Annotated in this window: 14 protein-coding genes; 8 read left to right on the top strand and 6 right to left on the bottom strand. The window is 72.4% G+C overall.

Going from position 1 to position 17,081, the window contains the following annotated elements:
• The first annotated feature begins 171 nt into the window (after positions 1-171).
• Together IE136_RS15130 and IE136_RS15125 are read left to right on the top strand one after the other, a co-directional pair.
• Positions 172-1,197 (top strand): ATP-binding cassette domain-containing protein, encoded by a 1,026-nt coding sequence (locus IE136_RS15130; RefSeq protein ID WP_189600577.1) that lies wholly within the window; start codon positions 172-174, stop codon positions 1,195-1,197.
• Positions 1,194-2,039 (top strand): ABC transporter permease, encoded by an 846-nt coding sequence (locus IE136_RS15125; RefSeq protein WP_158989784.1) that lies wholly within the window; start codon positions 1,194-1,196, stop codon positions 2,037-2,039. The genes IE136_RS15130 and IE136_RS15125 overlap by 4 nt, the downstream gene beginning before the upstream one ends.
• 1 nt (position 2,040) lies before the next feature.
• Here the strand turns inward: IE136_RS15125 and IE136_RS15120 are convergent, their stop codons facing one another.
• From IE136_RS15120 to IE136_RS15105, 4 genes are all read right to left on the bottom strand, one after another.
• Positions 2,041-4,359 (bottom strand): serine/threonine-protein kinase, encoded by a 2,319-nt coding sequence (locus IE136_RS15120; RefSeq protein WP_189600576.1) that lies wholly within the window; start codon positions 4,357-4,359, stop codon positions 2,041-2,043.
• Between the two features lie 34 nt (positions 4,360-4,393).
• Positions 4,394-6,790, bottom strand: a complete 2,397-nt coding sequence (locus tag IE136_RS15115; RefSeq protein WP_229818849.1) for a serine/threonine-protein kinase — start codon at positions 6,788-6,790, stop codon at positions 4,394-4,396.
• A 94-nt stretch (positions 6,791-6,884) separates the two neighbouring features.
• Positions 6,885-7,382 carry a transcription elongation factor GreA gene (gene greA, locus IE136_RS15110; RefSeq protein ID WP_158989788.1) on the bottom strand — a complete coding sequence of 166 codons (498 nt, stop codon included), beginning with the start codon at positions 7,380-7,382 and terminating at the stop codon, positions 6,885-6,887.
• Positions 7,383-7,575: 193 nt separating this feature from the next.
• A complete protein-coding gene (locus IE136_RS15105; protein ID WP_158989790.1) occupies positions 7,576-7,977 on the bottom strand; it encodes a DUF4307 domain-containing protein in 402 nt (133 codons plus the stop codon).
• A gap of 100 nt (positions 7,978-8,077) precedes the next feature.
• Between IE136_RS15105 and mca the strand changes: the two genes are divergently transcribed.
• Positions 8,078-8,959: a mycothiol conjugate amidase Mca gene (mca, locus tag IE136_RS15100; protein ID WP_158989792.1), complete on the top strand. Its 882-nt coding sequence runs from the start codon at positions 8,078-8,080 to the stop codon at positions 8,957-8,959.
• A complete protein-coding gene (locus IE136_RS15095; protein ID WP_189600575.1) occupies positions 8,952-9,188 on the top strand; it encodes a hypothetical protein in 237 nt (78 codons plus the stop codon). Before mca ends, IE136_RS15095 begins: the two co-directional genes overlap by 8 nt.
• A 94-nt stretch (positions 9,189-9,282) precedes the next feature.
• On the opposite strand, the gene IE136_RS15090 is transcribed toward IE136_RS15095, so the two are convergent.
• Positions 9,283-12,552 carry a tetratricopeptide repeat protein gene (locus IE136_RS15090; protein WP_189600574.1) on the bottom strand — a complete coding sequence of 1,090 codons (3,270 nt, stop codon included), beginning with the start codon at positions 12,550-12,552 and terminating at the stop codon, positions 9,283-9,285.
• 276 nt (positions 12,553-12,828) lie between these two features.
• Between IE136_RS15090 and IE136_RS15085 the strand changes: the two genes are divergently transcribed.
• Both IE136_RS15085 and IE136_RS15080 read left to right on the top strand, forming a co-directional pair.
• On the top strand, positions 12,829-13,212 hold the full coding sequence (locus IE136_RS15085; RefSeq protein WP_158989798.1) for a rodlin: 384 nt from the start codon (positions 12,829-12,831) through the stop codon (positions 13,210-13,212).
• A gap of 83 nt (positions 13,213-13,295) precedes the next feature.
• The gene (locus IE136_RS15080) at positions 13,296-15,329 is read left to right on the top strand and encodes a thioredoxin domain-containing protein (protein WP_189600573.1); all 2,034 of its coding nucleotides are present in this window, start codon (positions 13,296-13,298) and stop codon (positions 15,327-15,329) included.
• A 22-nt stretch (positions 15,330-15,351) separates the two neighbouring features.
• Here the strand turns inward: IE136_RS15080 and IE136_RS15075 are convergent, their stop codons facing one another.
• Positions 15,352-16,380 (bottom strand): LCP family protein, encoded by a 1,029-nt coding sequence (locus IE136_RS15075; RefSeq protein WP_158989802.1) that lies wholly within the window; start codon positions 16,378-16,380, stop codon positions 15,352-15,354.
• Between the two features lie 186 nt (positions 16,381-16,566).
• On the opposite strand from IE136_RS15075, the gene IE136_RS15070 reads away from it, so the two are divergent.
• A complete protein-coding gene (locus IE136_RS15070) occupies positions 16,567-16,740 on the top strand; it encodes a hypothetical protein (protein WP_229818848.1) in 174 nt (57 codons plus the stop codon).
• A gap of 66 nt (positions 16,741-16,806) precedes the next feature.
• Positions 16,807-17,007, top strand: a complete 201-nt coding sequence (locus IE136_RS15065; protein ID WP_158989804.1) for a chaplin — start codon at positions 16,807-16,809, stop codon at positions 17,005-17,007.
• Positions 17,008-17,081 lie beyond the last annotated feature (74 nt).

Here is a 17,081-nt window from a genome sequence, read left to right as displayed (position 1 = left end):
GGCGAGCGCCGGGGACCGACGGTCCCCGGCGCTCGCCGTTTCCGTTCGCGCGTCTTCCGTATCGCGATGTATCGCGTTATGGTGTGTCTTCGGTCACAAAATCAGTGGGCGGGGTGCGTCCTTCGAACCTAAACTCGGGCGGAAACGCCCGAACCTGCTGGGAGAACCCACATGCCAGGCGCCATCTACGCCGAAGGTCTGGTGAAGACCTTCGGCCACGTACGAGCTCTGGACGGCGTGGACCTCGACGTACCCGAGGGCACGGTCCTGGGCCTGCTCGGCCCGAACGGCGCGGGGAAGACGACCGCCGTGCGCGTGCTGACGACGCTGCTCCAGCCGGACAGCGGAAAGGCTTTCGTCGCCGGAATCGACGTGCTCAAGCACCCCGACGAGGTCCGGCGGTCGATCGGTCTCTCCGGGCAGTTCGCGGCCGTCGACGAGTACCTGACCGGCCGCGAGAACCTCCAGATGGTCGGCCGGCTCTACCAGATGAACGCCAAGCGGGCGAAGGCCAGGGCGGGCGAGCTGCTCGATCGGTTCAACCTCGCCGACGCGGCCGACCGGCCCGCCAAGACGTACTCCGGGGGCATGCGCCGCCGCCTCGACCTGGCGGCCGCGCTGGTCGTCTCCCCGCCGGTGATGTTCATGGACGAGCCCACGACCGGCCTCGACCCGCGCAACCGGCAGGCGCTCTGGGAGGTCATACAGGAACTCGTCGCGGGTGGCACGACCCTGCTCCTGACCACGCAGTACCTGGAGGAGGCCGACCACCTGGCCCACGACATCTGCGTCGTCGACCACGGCAAGGTGATCGCCCGGGGCACGTCCGACCAGCTCAAGGCCCAGACGGGCGGCGAGCGTGTCGAAGTCGTCGTCCACGAACCGGAGATGATCCCTCCGGCCCGCGACGTCCTCGCCCGCTACGGCCTGGCGGGCATCGGCCACGGCGAGGTCTCCGTCGAGGACCACACCCGCAAGCTGACCGTGCCGGTCGCCGGCGGCGCCAAGCTCCTCGCCGAGGTCATCCGCGATCTCGACACCGTCGGCGTCGAGATAGACGACATCGGCCTGCGCCGCCCCACCCTCGACGACGTCTTCATCTCGCTGACCGGCCACGCGGCCGAGCTGGCGGACGAGGAGAACGGCGGGCCGGGCGCGGACGCCCGCAGGAAGAGCCGGAAGGAGGCGGCCAAGTGACCGCAGCTACCGACGCCGTCGCGCCCCCGAAGGCGCGCGGCGGTATCGCCCAGTCCGTCAGCGACTCCCTCGTGGTCGCCAAGCGGAACCTGATCAGAATGACCCGGATTCCGGAGATGGTCATCTTCGGACTCATCCAGCCGATCATGTTCGTGGTGTTGTTCAGCTACGTCTTCGGCGGCTCGATGAACATCGGCGGCTCGACCTCCCCGGGCGTCTACCGCGAGTTCCTGATGGCGGGCATCTTCGCCCAGACCGTCACCTTCGCCACGGCCGGCGCGGGCGCGGGCATCGCCGACGACATGCACAAGGGGCTCATCGACCGCTTCCGCTCCCTGCCGATGGCCCGCGGCGCGGTCCTCACCGGCCGCACCCTGGCGGACCTCGTCCAGACCGCCCTCACGGTCGTCGTCCTCGCGATCGTCGCCCTCCTGGTCGGCTGGCGCATCCACGAGGGCGTCCCCAAGGCGCTCGGCGCCTTCGCCCTGCTCCTCCTCCTCGGCTACGCCTTCTCCTGGATCGGCGCGCTCATCGGCCTCTCGGTCCGCACCCCGGAGGCGGCGACCTCCGGCGGCCTGATCTGGCTCTTCCCGGTCACGTTCATCTCGAACGCCTTCGTGGACTCCAGCCAGATGACCCCCTGGCTGCGCCACATCGCCGAGTGGAACCCCTTCAGCGCGACGGTCCAGGCCTGCCGCGTACTGTTCGGCAACCCGGGCGTCTCCCCGTCCGACGCGTGGCCGATGCAGCATCCGGTGTGGGCCTCGATCATCTGGTCGGTGCTGATCATCGCGGTGTTCAGGACGCTGGCGGTACGGAAGTACCGCTCGGCGACGGCGTGAATCAGGGCAGGTAGCCGGAGGCCACCAGGCCGTCGGGGAGGGTGAGGAAGACCGCCCCTCCGGCGGCCAGGGCTTCGGTGGAGGCCTGGGGCATGAAACCGTCCGGAAGAACGGCGGTGAACCTACCGCTGTCCGACCCGTCGGCAGCCGGCCCGGCGACCGGGAAGGACGAGACCTCCTCCTTCGCCACCGTCAGGACGCGGTCGCCCGCGAAATAGACCCGGTCCGGCCGCTGCCCGCGCAGGGACGTGCTCCACCGCTTTCTCCCGGTCTCCAGGTCGAACGTCGTCAGGGTCGAGTCGCCGCCGACCACGGCGACGACCCCGTCCGCGTTCACCGCCGGCCCGGCGGACACCGCCTCGCCGAGCGTCCGCTTCTCCTTCAGGTCCCGGGCGTCGAGCACGGCCACACCGCCCTCCGACGTGCCGGAGCACAGCACGCTCTCCTTGTGGACCACCATGCTTCCGCAGTCGGTCGTCCCGCGCGCCGTCTCCTTGCCCGTCTGGGCGTCGAGCGCCACCGGCGTGTTGCCGAGGGGCACGAAGACCCGGCCCCCGGCCGCGACCGGCTGCTCGGGCAGCGCGTCGAGCGGCGACCTCCACAGCTCCTTGCCGGCGAGCCCCTCGCCCGCGCCGCCCAGCCTCACCGCCGTGGCGAGACCGGTCCGCTCGTCCTGGACGTTGATGAAGGTCGAGTAGAGGACCCCGTCGACCAGATCGGTCCCCTTGACCGCCCACTCGGCCCCAGGCTTCGCCGGCCCGCCCCGCTTCTCGCCGTCCTTCAGCCCGTACGCGAGGACACCGTCCGGCCCCGTGACGTAGACCGCGTCACCGACGACCGCCGGGTACTGCGGGGAGGAGCGCAGCCCCTCGCCCCGGCCCGGTACCGACCACAGCTTCCTCCCGTCCGCCGCGCTCAGTCCCACGACCGCGCCACCGGAGCCCGTGCACACCAGGACCTCGGGGGAGAGCGCGCAGGAGTCCGCACCCTCCTCGATCTCCGTCGACCACGGGGACCAGCCGGCCGGGCGGGACCGGCGGTCCGTGCCCACCGTGCCGAAGTCGTTCGCGTGCCCCTCGCCTCCGTACGGCAGGACGGCCTGGCTGAGCGTGGTGGGCGTGGTTCCGGTGCTCGGCGACACGCCACCGGTCCCGCCGGACGACGCGGCCCCGCCCGCCGAACCCCCTTGCCCGCCCTCCTCCCGGTCGAGCAGGACCGCGCCCACCGTCGCCAGTACGGCCACGGCCACCGCCCCCGCCACGGCCCGCCCCCACGACCGCCGCCTCGGCTCGGGCGCGGTCGACCCCACCGTCCCGGGCGGCCCCACGGGGCGGTAGCCCGCCGCCGTGGGGGAGTACGGCACCTGCGGCGCGACCGTCGGCAGATCGGCGACCCCCGCCCCGGACGCCGCCGCCTCGCCGATCGCCCGCGCGGAGTCCCCGTACTCGGCGAGCAGCGAGAGCACCCCTCCCGGCCAGGGAAACGCCGTCGGCACCTCCGCGCCGAGGAGCTCCACCAGCTCCGCCGCCGACGGCCGCTCGGCCGGATCGAGCCGCAGGCAACGCTCCACCACCGGCCGCAACTCCTCCGGCACACCGGACAGTTCGGCCTCGGCGCGGCTGATCCGGTAGATGACGGCCGCCATCTCCTCGTCGTGGAACGGACCGCGCCCGCTCGCCGCGAACGCCAGCACCGCACCCAGACAGAACACGTCCGAGGCCGGCACCACCGCCCGGCTCCCGACCAGATGCTCCGGCGACATGAACCCGGGCGAGCCCACGACGAGGCCCGTCGAGGTCAGCGCCGTCGCCTCGAAGGCCTGCGCGATGCCGAAGTCGATGAGCTTGGGCCCGGCGGCCCCCAGCAGCACGTTCGCCGGCTTCAGGTCCCGGTGCAGCACCTGCGCCGCGTGCACGGAGCCCAGCGCCCGCGCGAGCGCCGTGCCGAGGGCCCGTACCGCCGCGACGGGCAGCGCCCCGGACCGTACGACGGCCTCCGCGAGCGAGGGCCCCGGCACGTACTCGGTCGCCAGCCACGGCGCCGGAGCGTCCGCGTCCGCGTCGACGAGTACGGCGGCGTAGGGGCTGCTGACCGACCGCGCCGCCGTGATCTCCCGCCGGAACCGGGTGCGGAAGTCCCCGTCGACCTCCAGGTCCTCCCGGACGGTCTTCACGGCGACCATGCGGTGCGGATCGGCCGTCGGCTCGTCCGCCCGGCAGGCGAGATGGACCTCTCCCATGCCTCCGGCGCCGAGCCGGGCGAGCAGCCGGTAGGGGCCGACGAGCCGATTGGGCCGCCCGGCGGGCAGTGCTTCCAGCACGGATCGCGTCCTTTCGAGATGCGAGGTGAGGGCGCTACTTGGGCAGCTCGACGGAGGCGACGGCCCCCTGGTCGTAGACGACGTACGCGATCCCGCCGATCGGCAGGACCTCGGGAGCTCTGATCATGTCCGCGAACGGCTGCCCGTTCATCGGGTCGGCCACCCCCTTCTCGGCCCGGGGTCCCGGCGCGCCCGGCACCGGTGTGACCTTCGGTCCTGCGGGCTTGCCGTCCGCGCCGAGGCGGACGGTCCAGAGCGAGGTGTAGTCGGCGTGGACCACCTGGTCCCCGACGAGCAGCGGTGCGGACCAGGCGTGCGCGAGCCCGTCGGGTGCGGCCTTCACCGGGAACGACCCCAGCTCCTCGCCGCTCCTCGAGTCGAGGATCTTCAGGCCGCCGTCGAAGCCGACGACCGCGTTCGCGCCGACGACATCGGGGCGGAGCTTCTCGACGGGAGCGGGCAGGCCGCCCTTGGAGGCGAGCGTGCCCGACTCCAGGACGTGCAGCCGCTGCTCCGCGTCGCCGGTGTGCGGGGTGCTGACGCAGTACGCGGAGGCGCCGAACACCTTCAGTGTCTCGCAGGCCCGGGCCTCTCTGCCGACCTCTCCCCGGACGTCGCCGGTCCTCCCGTCGTACGCGACGAGACCGGCGTCACTGAGGGCGTACACCGTGCCCTTCGCGTAGGCCACGGGCTCGAACTCCTTCATCTCCGAGCGCGCGATGTCGTCGTTGGTGAGCGCCTTGGTCCACAGCCGCCTGCCGTCCGTGAGGGAGAACGCGGTCATCCCGACCTGCTCCAGGCTGAGCTCCGGCGTCGACTTCGTCGCCGCGAAGACGATCCCGTCGGCGACGATCGGACGGCTGGCCGTGCCCTGCGAACCCATGGCCTCCTTCTCCCAGCGCACCGCGCCGGTCCGCGCGTCCCGCACCTGGAGCCTGTCACCGGAGGCGAGGACGGCCACCTCGTCGTGCACGACGGGACGAGCCGTGTCCCCGGCGACGAACACGGCGCCCGTCGGCCCGACGTAGCTGTCGTCGTCCCGCTCGTCCTCCACCAGGTCCGCGCTCCACAGCTCCCGCCCGCTCGCCGTGTCCAGCGCCTCGTACCGCCCGTCCACCGTCCGGCACACCACCACCGCCTCCCCGGCCGAGCAGCCGAACGCCGGCGCGCTCAGCTTCGCCCGCCACGGCTTCCAGCCGGCAGGCCGCTGCGCAGCGTTCTGCGGTATGACCCCGGAGGCGTCGGCGAGCCCCCGGTCGTCGACGCCGGGCACCCGCGGCCCGCCCGGCGGCGCCGCCTGGCCGGGTGGGGTCCGCTTCGTCCCGTCCTCCGGCCACAGCGGGTACGTCCCCAGGCCGCCGGCCACCACCGCGAGCCCCACGGCCGCCGCGAGCAACCCTCGGTGACGCTTCCGCGGCGGCGCAGAAGGCGGCACCGGCGGCATCGTCGGCAGCTGGTCGAGACCGGGAGCCACGACCGGTGCCGCCGGGATGCCCCGCAGCGGGCCACCGGAGGCCACCAGCTGGGCCAGCTCCCTTCCGTACTCCCCGATGTGCTCCCGCACACCCTCCGGCCACGCGGGCGCCGCCCGCCCACCGTCGTCGCCGCCACCGAGCAGCTCCACGAGGCCGGCCGGTGACGGCCGCTGCGCCGGGTCGCGGCTCAGGCACGCCCCGATCACGGCCCGCAGCTCCTCGGGGACGCGGTCCAGGTCCGCCTCGGCCTGCGAGACGCGATAGAGGACGGCCGCCACGGGCCCGTCCCCGAACGGGTCCTCGCCGGTCGCCGCGTAGCAGAGCAGCGAACCGAGGCAGAAGACGTCCGAGGCGCCGGTCACATGGCGCGCCCCCGCCACGTGCTCGGGCGACATGAAGGAGGGGGTGCCGACCATCAGTCCGGTCGCGGTCATCGTCGTGGCGCCGTTGTCGCGCGCGATGCCGAAGTCGATCAGGCGCGGTCCGTCGACGGACAGCATGACGTTGCCCGGTTTCAGGTCGCGGTGCAGGACCCCGGCGCCGTGCAGGTCGGCGAGGGCGCGGGCGATCCCGGCGCCCACCTCCCGTACCGTCGCCACCGGCAGCGGGCCGCCCCGCCGGACGGCCTGGGAGAGGCTGGGCCCTGGGACGTACGCCGTCGCGAGCCAGGGCACCTCGGCGTCGGCGTCCCCGCCGACCGGGGCCGCCGCGTACGCGCTCCGCACCCTCGACGCGACCCTGATCTCGCGCCGGAAGCGGTCCCGGAAGACGCTGTCCCCGGCCACGTCCCGGCGCACGGTCTTCACGGCCACGAACGAGCCGTCGCCGGGCAGCCGTCCCAGGAACACCTCGCCCATGCCCCCGGCGCCGAGCCGCGCCCACACCTCGTACGGGCCGATCTGCCGTGGCGCGCCCTCGCGCAGCGGTCCCAGCACCTGCCATCCCCCCTGTGACACGACGTGACAGAACGTCAGGGCGGCATCATCGCATGTGCTTGAAAGGCGAAGGGCCGGACCCCGAGGGGTCCGGCCCTGGTCACGAAAGCAGACGTCAGCCGGTGTACGGCGTGGCGCTGAGGATCTTCACCGTGGCCTTCTTGCCGTTCGGCAGTTCGTACTCGGCGTCCTCGCCGGCTTTCTTGCCGTTGACGCCCACGCCGAGCGGGGACTGCGGCGAGTACGTCTCGATGTCGCTGCTCGCGTACTCGCGCGAGGCGAGCAGGAAGGTCATCGTGTCGTCCTCGTCGCCGTCGAAGGCGATCGTGACGACCATGCCGGGCGCGACGACGCCCTCGTCGGCCGGAGCCTCGCCCACCTTGGCGTGCTCGAGCAGCTGGGTCAGCTGGCGCACCCGGAGCTCCTGCTTGCCCTGCTCCTCCTTGGCCGCGTGGTACCCGCCGTTCTCGCGCAGGTCGCCCTCCTCGCGCGCCGCGGCGATCTTCGCGGCGATCTCGGTTCGCGCGGGACCAGACAGGTACTCCAGCTCGGCCTTGAGCTGGTTGTACGCCTCCTGGGTGAGCCAGGTGACGTTGTCGCTGGTCTGGGTCACAGGTGCTCCTCGTAGGTACTGGGAATACAAAGCATCGCCCTACTCAGAAGGATTGTCCTCCCTGGGTGGGCGAAACCACGAGCCTAACAATTAGTGGCGAAAAGGGGGAGGACATAAACCACCGGGATGGCGTCGCTCCTGGTCAGAGGGCGAATCAGGGCTCGACGCGCCAACCGCTCACCCCTACCCACGGCTACTGCGCCGTACACCCCACGAGCTCGGCGCTGGTCGCCTTCGCGGTGGTACGGATCGCGTACACGCGGTCGACGCGGCCGGCGGCGGCCTCGAGGCGGACGTCCTTGCGGCCGACCTCGGCACCGTCCTCGGAGCGCGAGCGCAGGGTGCAGACGCCCGTGACGCCGGTGTCCTTGCGGACCTCCAGGTGCACCTGCACCTCGCTGTCGCTCACCACGTCGAACTTGATCATTTCGGCGCTGATCTTGTTGTCGACGACGTAGTACCAGCCGAACCAGCCCATCAGGCCGAGGAACAGCACACCGAGCGCGGCGCCGACGATCTTGAGCTTGCGGTCGGCGCGCTCGTCCGCGGAGCGGCCGTAGCGCCCGTCGGGCAGCTGCTCTCGCACGGCGCTCATGATCGTTCCTCTCAAGCCTCGGGGGGACCCGGAATTTTCCGCCCCCCGGTTCCGTCACTATAGAGACCTCCCTCCGCGACGAATCACCGAGGACCGAGTCTTGACTGAGCAGCTGCGACTGATGGCCGTTCACGCCCACCCCGACGACGAGTCGAGCAAGGGCGCGGCCACCATGGCCAAGTACGTGTCCGAGGGGGTGGATGTCCTTGTGGTCACGTGCACGGGCGGCGAGCGCGGCTCCATCCTCAACCCGAAGCTCCAGGGCGACGCCTACATCGAGGCGAACATCCACGAGGTGCGCCGCAAGGAGATGGACGAGGCCCGCGAGATCCTCGGCGTGAAGCAGGAGTGGCTCGGCTTCGTCGACTCCGGCCTGCCGGAGGGTGACCCGCTGCCGCCGCTGCCCGAGGGCTGCTTCGCCCTGGAGGACATCGACAAGGCGGCCGGCGCCCTGGTCCGCAAGATCCGTTCCTTCCGTCCGCAGGTCATCACGACCTACGACGAGAACGGCGGTTACCCGCACCCCGACCACATCATGACCCACAAGATCACGATGGTGGCCTTCGACGGCGCGGCGGACACCGTGAAGTACCCCGAGGCGGAGTTCGGCCCCGCCTTCCAGCCGCAGAAGCTCTACTACAACCAGGGCTTCAACCGTCCCAGGACGGTCGCCCTGCACCAGGCGCTGCTCGACCGGGGCCTTGAGTCGCCGTACGGCGAGTGGCTGGAGCGCTGGAAGGAGTTCCAGCGCGCCGAGCGCACGCTGACGACGTACGTGCCGTGCGCGGAGTTCTTCGAGACCCGCGACAAGGCCCTCATCGCGCACCGCACCCAGATCGATCCGGACGGTGGCTGGTTCCGCGTGCCGATGGAGATCCAGAAGGAGGTCTGGCCGACGGAGGAGTACGAGCTCAGCAAGTCGCTGGTCGATACCTCCCTCCCCGAGAGCGACCTCTTCGCGGGCATCCGCGACAATGCCTGACATGAGCGCACACCTGGCACTGACCCAGCTTGTCCCCTTGGCCGCCGAGCTGGACAAGAACAAGGTGACCCCCGGCGTCCTCGGTTTCGTCGTCTTCGCCGTGATGGCCGTGGCCGTCTGGATGCTGATGAAGTCGATGAACCGCCACATGGGCAAGGTCGCCTTCGAGGAAGCCCCGGACGCGGCGACGGCGACCGGGAAGCCGGCCGAGACGGCAACGCGGGAGTAGCTCGGACAGCCACCGGCGCGGGTCCCGCCCCGGGAGGGGCGGGACCCGCGCCCCGGCGTTCCCGTACGTCCGGGAGCCCTCGGCCCGGCAGCCCTCAGCCCGGCAGCCTCCCCGGACCCGGGTCACGGTCCCGGGCCGCGACCTGCGCCGGGACCGGTACCCCCATCACCTCCCGGGCGTGCCGGTTCGGCACCATGCCCAGGTCCCAGGCCTGCCAGCCCGCCTCCAGCTGGACCCCTCGCTCCAGGACCAGCGCGTACGCCTCCGCGCAGTCCTCCAGCTTTCCGTCCCTGGCCGCGTGGCGGTCCTCGACCAGCTGTCGCAGCTCCTCCTGGGCGACCGCCGTCCCCACCTCCACCCCGCCCGGCGAGGCGTACGGCAGCAGGGTGCAGCGCAGGAAGAGGGCCCAGTCTGCGCCCCGGCGGTCCTGGTACGACAGGAACAGCCGGGCCGCCTCCTCGCACAGCTCCAGAGCCTGCCCGGTCTTCCCGTTCCCCCCGTCCACGATCGCCAGCTCCAGGCAGGTCCATGCCTCGCCGTGGGCCACGCCGATGCGGTGGAAGTCCGCCCGGGCGTCGACCAGGAGCTGCCGGGCGAAGCCGGAGTTGCGCAGGTTGCCGGTCTGGGCGGCCCGCTGGTCGCGGGTGACCCGGCCGGAGTGGTGCCGGGCGCAGGCGAGGCCGTACACGTCCCGCATCCGCGAGAACATCGTCCGCGCCCGCTCCAGCTCCCGTACCGCCTCGTCCAGGTCGCCGCGCTCCTCCAGCGCGTGCCCCAGGTAGTACAGCGTCCAGGCCTCGCCCCGGGCGTCCTCCAGGTCCCGGTGGCGGGCCAGCGCCCCGCGCAGCCCGTCGACCGCGGGCGCGATGTCGCCCTCGACCAGCCGGGCGCGGGCCAGCTGCGTCAGCGCCCAGGCCTCGCCGCGCCCGTCGTGGGTGCGGCCGTACAGGTCGAGGGCCAGGCGCAGCTCGGCGTCGGCCCGCCCCGCGTCGCCCATCCGCAGGCACACCTGCCCCCGCTGGAAGTGCGCCCAGGCCTCGCCGTGCAGGGATTCGTTCTCCCGGTGCAGTTCCAGGGCCGCGTCCAGCAGGGTCAGGGCCTCCGCGAGCCGCGCCCGGTCCCGCTCGACCGCCGCGAGGGCGTGCAGCGTCCAGCCCCGGTCGGCGGCGAGCGACTCCGGCTCCTGCAGGGCGAGGGCCTCCCGGAGCTTCGCCGAGGCCTCCGTCAGATTGCCCTGGTGGTGCAGCGTGATCCCGAGTGAACAGAGCGCGAGGGCGGCCCCCGCGTCCTGATGCGCCTCCTGGTAGAGGGAGACCACCGAGGTCAGCGTCGTGCGCGCCTTGTCCAGCTCGCCGAGCTGGCGGGCCGCGATACCGGTCCGCCACTGCACCGAACGGGACAGCAGCCCCTGCCCGACGGCGTCGGTCAGCTCGTTGATCTCGCCGAGCCGGTAGAGGTCGCCGCGCAGCAGGCAGTAGTCGCAGAGCGCGCCGAGGAGGTTCAGTACGGTCTGCTGGTCCACGCCCTCGGCGTGCCGCAGCGCCGCCGTGATGAAGCTCGACTCGTCGTCCAGCCAGCGCAGGGCCGCGTCCAGCGAGCCGAAGCCGTGTCCGCCGAAGCGGTCGGCGCGCGTGGACATCTTCCCGTCGACCATCCGGATCACCGCGTCCGCGAGCTCCGCGTAGTTCTGGATCAGCCGCTCCTGGGCGGCCGCGATCTCCGCCGCGTCCTCCTCGTCCCGGAGCCGGGCCGCCGCGAAGCCGCGCACGGAGTCGTGCAGCCGGTAGCGCTCGCCGCCCGCACCCCCGCGGACGTGGTCCAGGAGCCCGGCCCGGGCGAGCTCCCGCAGCAGCCGGGCCCCGTCCTGCCCGCCCCCGCCCAGCAGCGCCCCGGCCGCCGCCGCGCCGAGCGAGGCCCGCCCGGCGAGCGCGAGGCGCCGGAGCAGCCGCCGTCCGTCCTCGTCCAGATCCGTGAAGTACCTTACGGACAGGGCTCTTTCGAGCGCCTCGAAGCCCTGGCCCGCGCGCTCGAGGAGCTGTGCCAGCTCGCTCATGGAGCGGCGGCCCAGCGAGGAGCCGGCGACCCGGAGCGCCAGCGGGAGCCCGCCGCACAGCTCCCGGACCCGGTCGAAGGCCGCGGCGTCGTACGGGCCCGGGTCGGGGGCCTCGGCCGCCTCCCGCAGCAGCTCCTCCGCGCCCGCCGCGTCCAATGCCTCCACCGGCAGCAGGTGCACGGAGGCCGGTACGTCAGGTCCGAGGTCCAGCGGCTTCCGGCAGGTCACCAGGACCAGGCTGTCCGAACGTTCCGGCAGCAGGGTGCGGACCTGCTCGGCGTCCACGGCGTCGTCCAGGACCACCGTCACCGGCAGCCCCGTCAGGTGCTGGTGGTACAGCTCCGCCAGCCTGCGGACCTGCTGCTCCGCGGAGGACCGCTCCCGGAAGAGGAGCTGCTCGCGCGGCGCTCCCAGCCGGTTCAGCAGGTGCAGCAGCGCCTCCCGGGTCGACAGCGGCTTCTCGCCCCGCGTGCCGCCACCTCGCAGGTCCACCACACACGCGCCGCGGAACTGGTCCTTCAGTGCGTGCGCCGCCCGCACGGCGAGCGTGGTGCGCCCCGCGCCGGGGTCGCCGTGCAGCATCACCACCGTCGGCCGGCTCGTCGTCGACGCCCGCCCGGCCTGCACCCACTGGGTGATCTGGGCCAGCTCCGGGCGCCGCCCCGCGAACGGCCCTGCGGGGTCGGGAAGATGGCCGAACGACTGCTCCAGGACGGTTCGCCTGCGCGCCGCCGCGCTGCGGTCCGCGCCGCGCAGCTGGGCGACGACCTTCTGCGGCGGCTTCTGGGCGGCGAGCAGGACCCGCTGCTGGTCGAGGAAGGGCCGCACGCCCCGCACCTCAAGGGCCGTGAGCCACTGCAGCCGCAGCTGCTCCGGTCCGCCCGGCCGGCCGAGCGCGCCCGCCCTGCGGTGCGCGGCCGGCCAGTGCGCCGCGGTCACCTTCAGGACGGTCGCCGCCGCGCCCGCCACCGCCACCACCGCCCCGGCGCCGAGCGCCGTCCCGGCGGCCGTGCCCAGGGCCAGGTCCGCCCCGAAGGCCGCGACCGCCGACACCGCGGTGACCAGCGCGGGGGTTCCCACCGCGTCCCTGCTGAACCGGTCCGCCAGTGACCGCTGCCCCGCCTCCGCCTCCTCGAGCGCGCGCAGGTACTCCGCGTACTCCTCGCCCGCACCCACCGCCATGGTGTCCAGCGCGGCCCGGCCGCGTGCCAGCAGCGCCGTGGAGTCGATACGGCCCCCGGAGCGCCGCACCTCCTCCTCCACGGCGCGCGCCAACAGCCGTTCGGCTTCGGCCCGGTGGCTGTCCCGCATGTGCGTCCCCCTCCGAGATCTTCCGCTTCCGCGAACAAGTGTCCTGCGTGTCACGCCCCGGCGCGAGGGAGCGGAGCGGCCGACCGGTGTCCCGCCCGGCCCCGCAGGGGCTCGGGCCCTACCGAACGCGTGCCCTTCGAGATCGCATCCGATGGCGTTCATCTGCCGAATAGCGCATCCGGGTGATCAGCCGGAACCAATCCATTTTCCGGCAGTTGATCAGCGTGCTTCGGTAACGGAGCATTCCAGGGCCCTCCAGCTCAAGAAGGAAATCTCGTGATCAAGAAGGTTCTCGCCACTGCGGCAGTTGCGGCCTCCGTCGTCGGCATGTCCGCTGCTACGGCGTCCGCGGCGGCTGACGACGGCAACAGCACCAACGTCATCGGCAACAAGTCGAAGCAGGCCATCGGCAACACGTCCACCGGCGGCTACATGAGCCCCAACTTCGGCCTCATCAACGGTGGCGTCCTGCACTGCTTCGATGTCCAGGACATCACGGCGCAGATCCCGGTCGGTGTCGCCGCGATCGCCGTCGACGACGTTCTGAGCCCGAAGCAGAACCAGACGTGCACCCAGAACTCGGTGCAGCAGCAGCAGAACAGCGTGCTGTCGGACCTGGTCGACCTCCTGGCCGACAACGGGAACACCGACGTCAGCTGACGTCAGCCGTACCGGCGCCCCGTTCGTACGCCACCCTCGGTGGCGTACGGGCGGGGCCCCGGCGTGTGCGCGAGGATGGGAGTATGCCGAACAGACTGGCCCATGAGACGTCCCCGTACCTCCTCCAGCACGCCGACAACCCGGTCGACTGGTGGCCGTGGTCGCCCGAGGCGTTCGAGGAGGCGCGCCGCCGTGACGTGCCCCTGCTGCTCAGCGTCGGCTACAGCAGCTGTCACTGGTGCCATGTGATGGCCCACGAGTCCTTCGAGGACGAGGCCACCGCCGCGTACGTCAACGAGCACTTCGTCGCCGTCAAGGTCGACCGCGAGGAGCGCCCCGACGTCGACGCCGTCTACATGGAGGCCGTGCAGGCGGCGACCGGCCAGGGCGGCTGGCCCATGACCGTCTTCCTCACCGCGGACGCCGAGCCGTTCTACTTCGGCACCTACTTCCCGCCGGAGTCCCGGCACGGCATGCCCTCCTTCCGCGACGTCCTCGAAGGCGTCTCCCGCGCCTGGACCGCGCGGCGCGCCGAGGTCGGCGAGGTCGCCGGCAAGATCGTCAAGGACCTGTCGGCCCGCTCCCTCGCCTTCGGCGGCGACGGCGTCCCCGGAGAGGAGGAGCTGGCGCAGGCGCTCCTCGGCCTCACCAGGGAGTACGACGCGACCCGTGGCGGTTTCGGGGGCGCGCCCAAGTTCCCGCCGTCGATGGTGGTGGAGTTCCTGCTGCGCCACCACGCCCGTACGGGAGCCGAGGGCGCGCTGCAGATGGCCGCCGACACCTGCGAGGCGATGGCCCGCGGCGGCATCTACGACCAGCTCGGCGGCGGCTTCGCCCGCTATTCGGTGGACCGCGACTGGGTCGTGCCCCACTTCGAGAAGATGCTGTACGACAACGCCCTGCTGTGCCGGACGTACGCGCATCTGTGGCGGGTCACCGGCAGCGACCTGGCCCGCCGGGTCGCGCTGGAGACCGCCGACTTCATGGTCCGCGAACTGCGCACCGCGGAGGGCGGCTTCGCCTCCGCGCTGGACGCCGACTCGGACGACGGCACCGGCAGGCACGTCGAGGGCGCGTACTACGTCTGGACGCCGCAGCAGCTCACCGAGGCGCTCGGCGAGGAGGACGCCCGCTTCGCCGCCCAGTACTTCGGGGTGACCGAGGAGGGCACCTTCGAGGAGGGTGCCTCCGTGCTGCGGCTGCCTCAGGACGCCGGGGTGGTGGAGGCCGACCGGATCGCCTCCGTCAAGGAGCGGCTGCTCGCGGCCCGCGACCGGCGTGAGCGCCCTGGCCGCGACGACAAGATCGTCGCAGCGTGGAACGGTCTGACGATCGCCGCCCTCGCCGAGACCGGTGCCTACTTCGACCGCCCCGACCTGGTCGAGCGGGCGACGGAGGCCGCCGACCTGCTCGTACGGGTCCACTTCGACACGGCCGCGGGCGCCCGTCTGGCCCGTACCTCCAAGGACGGCAGGGTCGGGGCCAACGCCGGCGTCCTGGAGGACTACGCCGACGTCGCCGAGGGGTTCCTGGCGCTCGCCGGGGTCACCGGGGAGGGCGTCTGGCTGGAGTTCGCCGGGTTCCTCCTCGACATCGTCCTGGACCAGTTCGTTGCCGAGGGCGGTGCGCTGTACGACACGGCGCACGACGCGGAGACACTGATCCGCCGCCCCCAGGACCCCACCGACAACGCGACGCCCTCCGGCTGGACGGCGGCCGCCGGCGCCCTGCTCTCGTACGCCGCCCACACCGGCTCCGACGCCCACCGCGCCGCCGCCGAGGGCGCGCTCGGCGTGGTGAAGGCGCTCGGCCCGCGCGCCCCCCGGTTCATCGGCTGGGGACTTGCCACCGCCGAGGCGCTGCTCGACGGGCCCCGGGAGATCGCGGTCGTCGGCGCGCCCGGTGACGAACGCGCGGCGGAACTGCGCCGGTCCGCCCTGCTGGGCACCGCGCCCGGCGCGGTCCTCGCCTTCGGCATCCCGGACAGCGACGAGTTTCCGCTGCTGAGGGACCGGCCCCTGGTCGACGGCCGGCCCGCCGCGTACGTCTGCCGCCACTTCACCTGCGACGCGCCGACGACCGACCCGGCCGAGCTGGCGCGGGCGCTGTCCCGCTGACGGGCGCGCCGCGCCCGTACGGCTACTCGCAGAGGAGCGAGGAACCGCCGGCCGGACGGTACACGGCCTGCGGGATCTCGCTCGCCGGGGTGGCATCGGGCGGCGGCAGGGGCTTGTCCGCGCGCAGCCGCTCGAACACCTCGTCGGCCTTGTCCGTGTCCCAGCGGACCGAGGAGCCGGCACCCGTGACGGTCGCGAAGTCGCGTACGGGCACGGTCGCGAACTCGGTACGGTCGGGGGTGAGGTTCCGCAGGCGCGTGGCCAGGGTCAGCAGCTCGGTGGTCGACAGGCCGCGCGCCACCGTCGTCCTCCCGCGCAGCGTCGAGGCGAACGCCGTCAGCTCCACCGGGTCATGGAGCAGGTCCGAGCGCACCTTCTGGAGGGTGTTGGCGACGAACTTCTGCTGCTTGCGGATCCGTCCGAAGTCCATCTGCCCGTCGGCGCGCCGCGAGCGGACGTACTGGAGCGCCTCGCCTCCGTCGACGTGCGTCGTCCCCGGGGCGAGGTCGATTCCGGTGAACGGGTCGTTGAGCGGCTCCTTCGTACAGATCGGCACGCCGCCGTCCAAGAGGTTCACGCTGTCCATGAACCGGCGGAAGTCGACCTCGAGGTAGCGGTGCACGGTGGTCTTCGTCATCGCCTCCACCCTCTCGATCGTGAAGGACGGCCCACCCTCCGTCCAGGCGCCGTTGATCTTCGCCGCGTGCGTGTCGTGCACGGCGTCCGTGCGCCGGTCCCGGTGGCCGGCGGGGAACTCGGTGAGCGAGTCACGGGGCAGAGCCACCACACTGACCCGGTCGTTGCCGGCCGAGACGTGGACCAGCATCACCACGTCGGTGCAGTCGCACTCCTTGCCACCGAGCCGGTACGCCTTCTTCTCCTCGTCGGTCACGCCCCTGCGGGTGTCGAGACCGACCACGAGGATGTTGAGGCCGCCCTTGGGTGAGGGCAGGGAGGAGGGCGCGGCGGCGAGCGCCCCCGGGCCGAGGGCGACGAGCGCCGCGGCGAGGAGAACGAGTCGTCGCGGACGGGGGAGTTTCCTGACGGACACGGGCAGATACCACCGATCAATCGGGAGCGGGGGAATGACCGACCGTAGATCGACGTATGTCGCACACAGGTACGCGACGCGGCGGCGAGCGGTCCAATCACTCTCCTGCGGACGCTGTGTAATGATGCGGTAACCGCAGCGGATGGGAGGGAAGAGATGGCGCCCGATCCCGGAAAATGGGAGCGGATGGCCTTCATTCCGAAGAGCCGTAATGTGGCGGACCCGCCACCTGTCGACCGGGGACCGTTCCCCCTCTATTCCTCGCTGGTGCAGCAATGGGCCCTGGCGGGCCGCACCGTCCCAGGAGCCCCCGACCGGGAGTGGGAACGGCTGACGACCATGGAGATCTGGCCCCGTTGATCAGCGGATCCACGGCGTCCGGCGGCATTCGGTGAGCGCGGCGGAGGCCGGGTACGTCACTCGAATGTGCCCGCGTTTCGCGAATCGGTGATATTCCGTCCGCCGCGAAATGGGCTCAGTCGAATTGACGTGCAAGAAGGCTGCGTTGTCGTCGCCGGCAACGTCGTCCAGGTGCCGATCGACGCGCCGATCAACGCGTGCGGCAACAGCATCGACATCATCCGTCTGCTCGATTCGGTCGGCGGCGACGCCTGCGGAAATTTCTGACGCGGCCGCGCGCCGCGCGGGGCGCACACTGACGGGCCGGTCCCGCGAGACGTCCAAGGCTTCTTCCGGGACCG

It is taken from the genome of Streptomyces lateritius, from assembly GCF_014649715.1.
GTDB lineage: Bacteria > Actinomycetota > Actinomycetes > Streptomycetales > Streptomycetaceae > Streptomyces > Streptomyces lateritius.
The sequence above is the reverse complement of the archived record's forward strand: the minus strand, read 5'-3'. Positions and strand labels throughout refer to the sequence as shown.

Excerpts from the sequence above, each read along its gene's own strand:
- IE136_RS15070 (WP_229818848.1), top strand. The coding sequence starts at position 16,567 with ATGGCCTTCATTCCGAAGAGCCGTAATGTGGCGGACCCGCCACCTGTC.
- IE136_RS15080 (WP_189600573.1), top strand. The coding sequence starts at position 13,296 with ATGCCGAACAGACTGGCCCATGAGACGTCCCCGTACCTCCTCCAGCAC.
- IE136_RS15095 (WP_189600575.1), top strand. The coding sequence starts at position 8,952 with ATGCCTGACATGAGCGCACACCTGGCACTGACCCAGCTTGTCCCCTTG.
- IE136_RS15105 (WP_158989790.1), bottom strand. The coding sequence starts at position 7,977 with ATGAGCGCCGTGCGAGAGCAGCTGCCCGACGGGCGCTACGGCCGCTCC.
- IE136_RS15090 (WP_189600574.1), bottom strand. The coding sequence starts at position 12,552 with ATGCGGGACAGCCACCGGGCCGAAGCCGAACGGCTGTTGGCGCGCGCC.
- IE136_RS15130 (WP_189600577.1), top strand. The coding sequence starts at position 172 with ATGCCAGGCGCCATCTACGCCGAAGGTCTGGTGAAGACCTTCGGCCAC.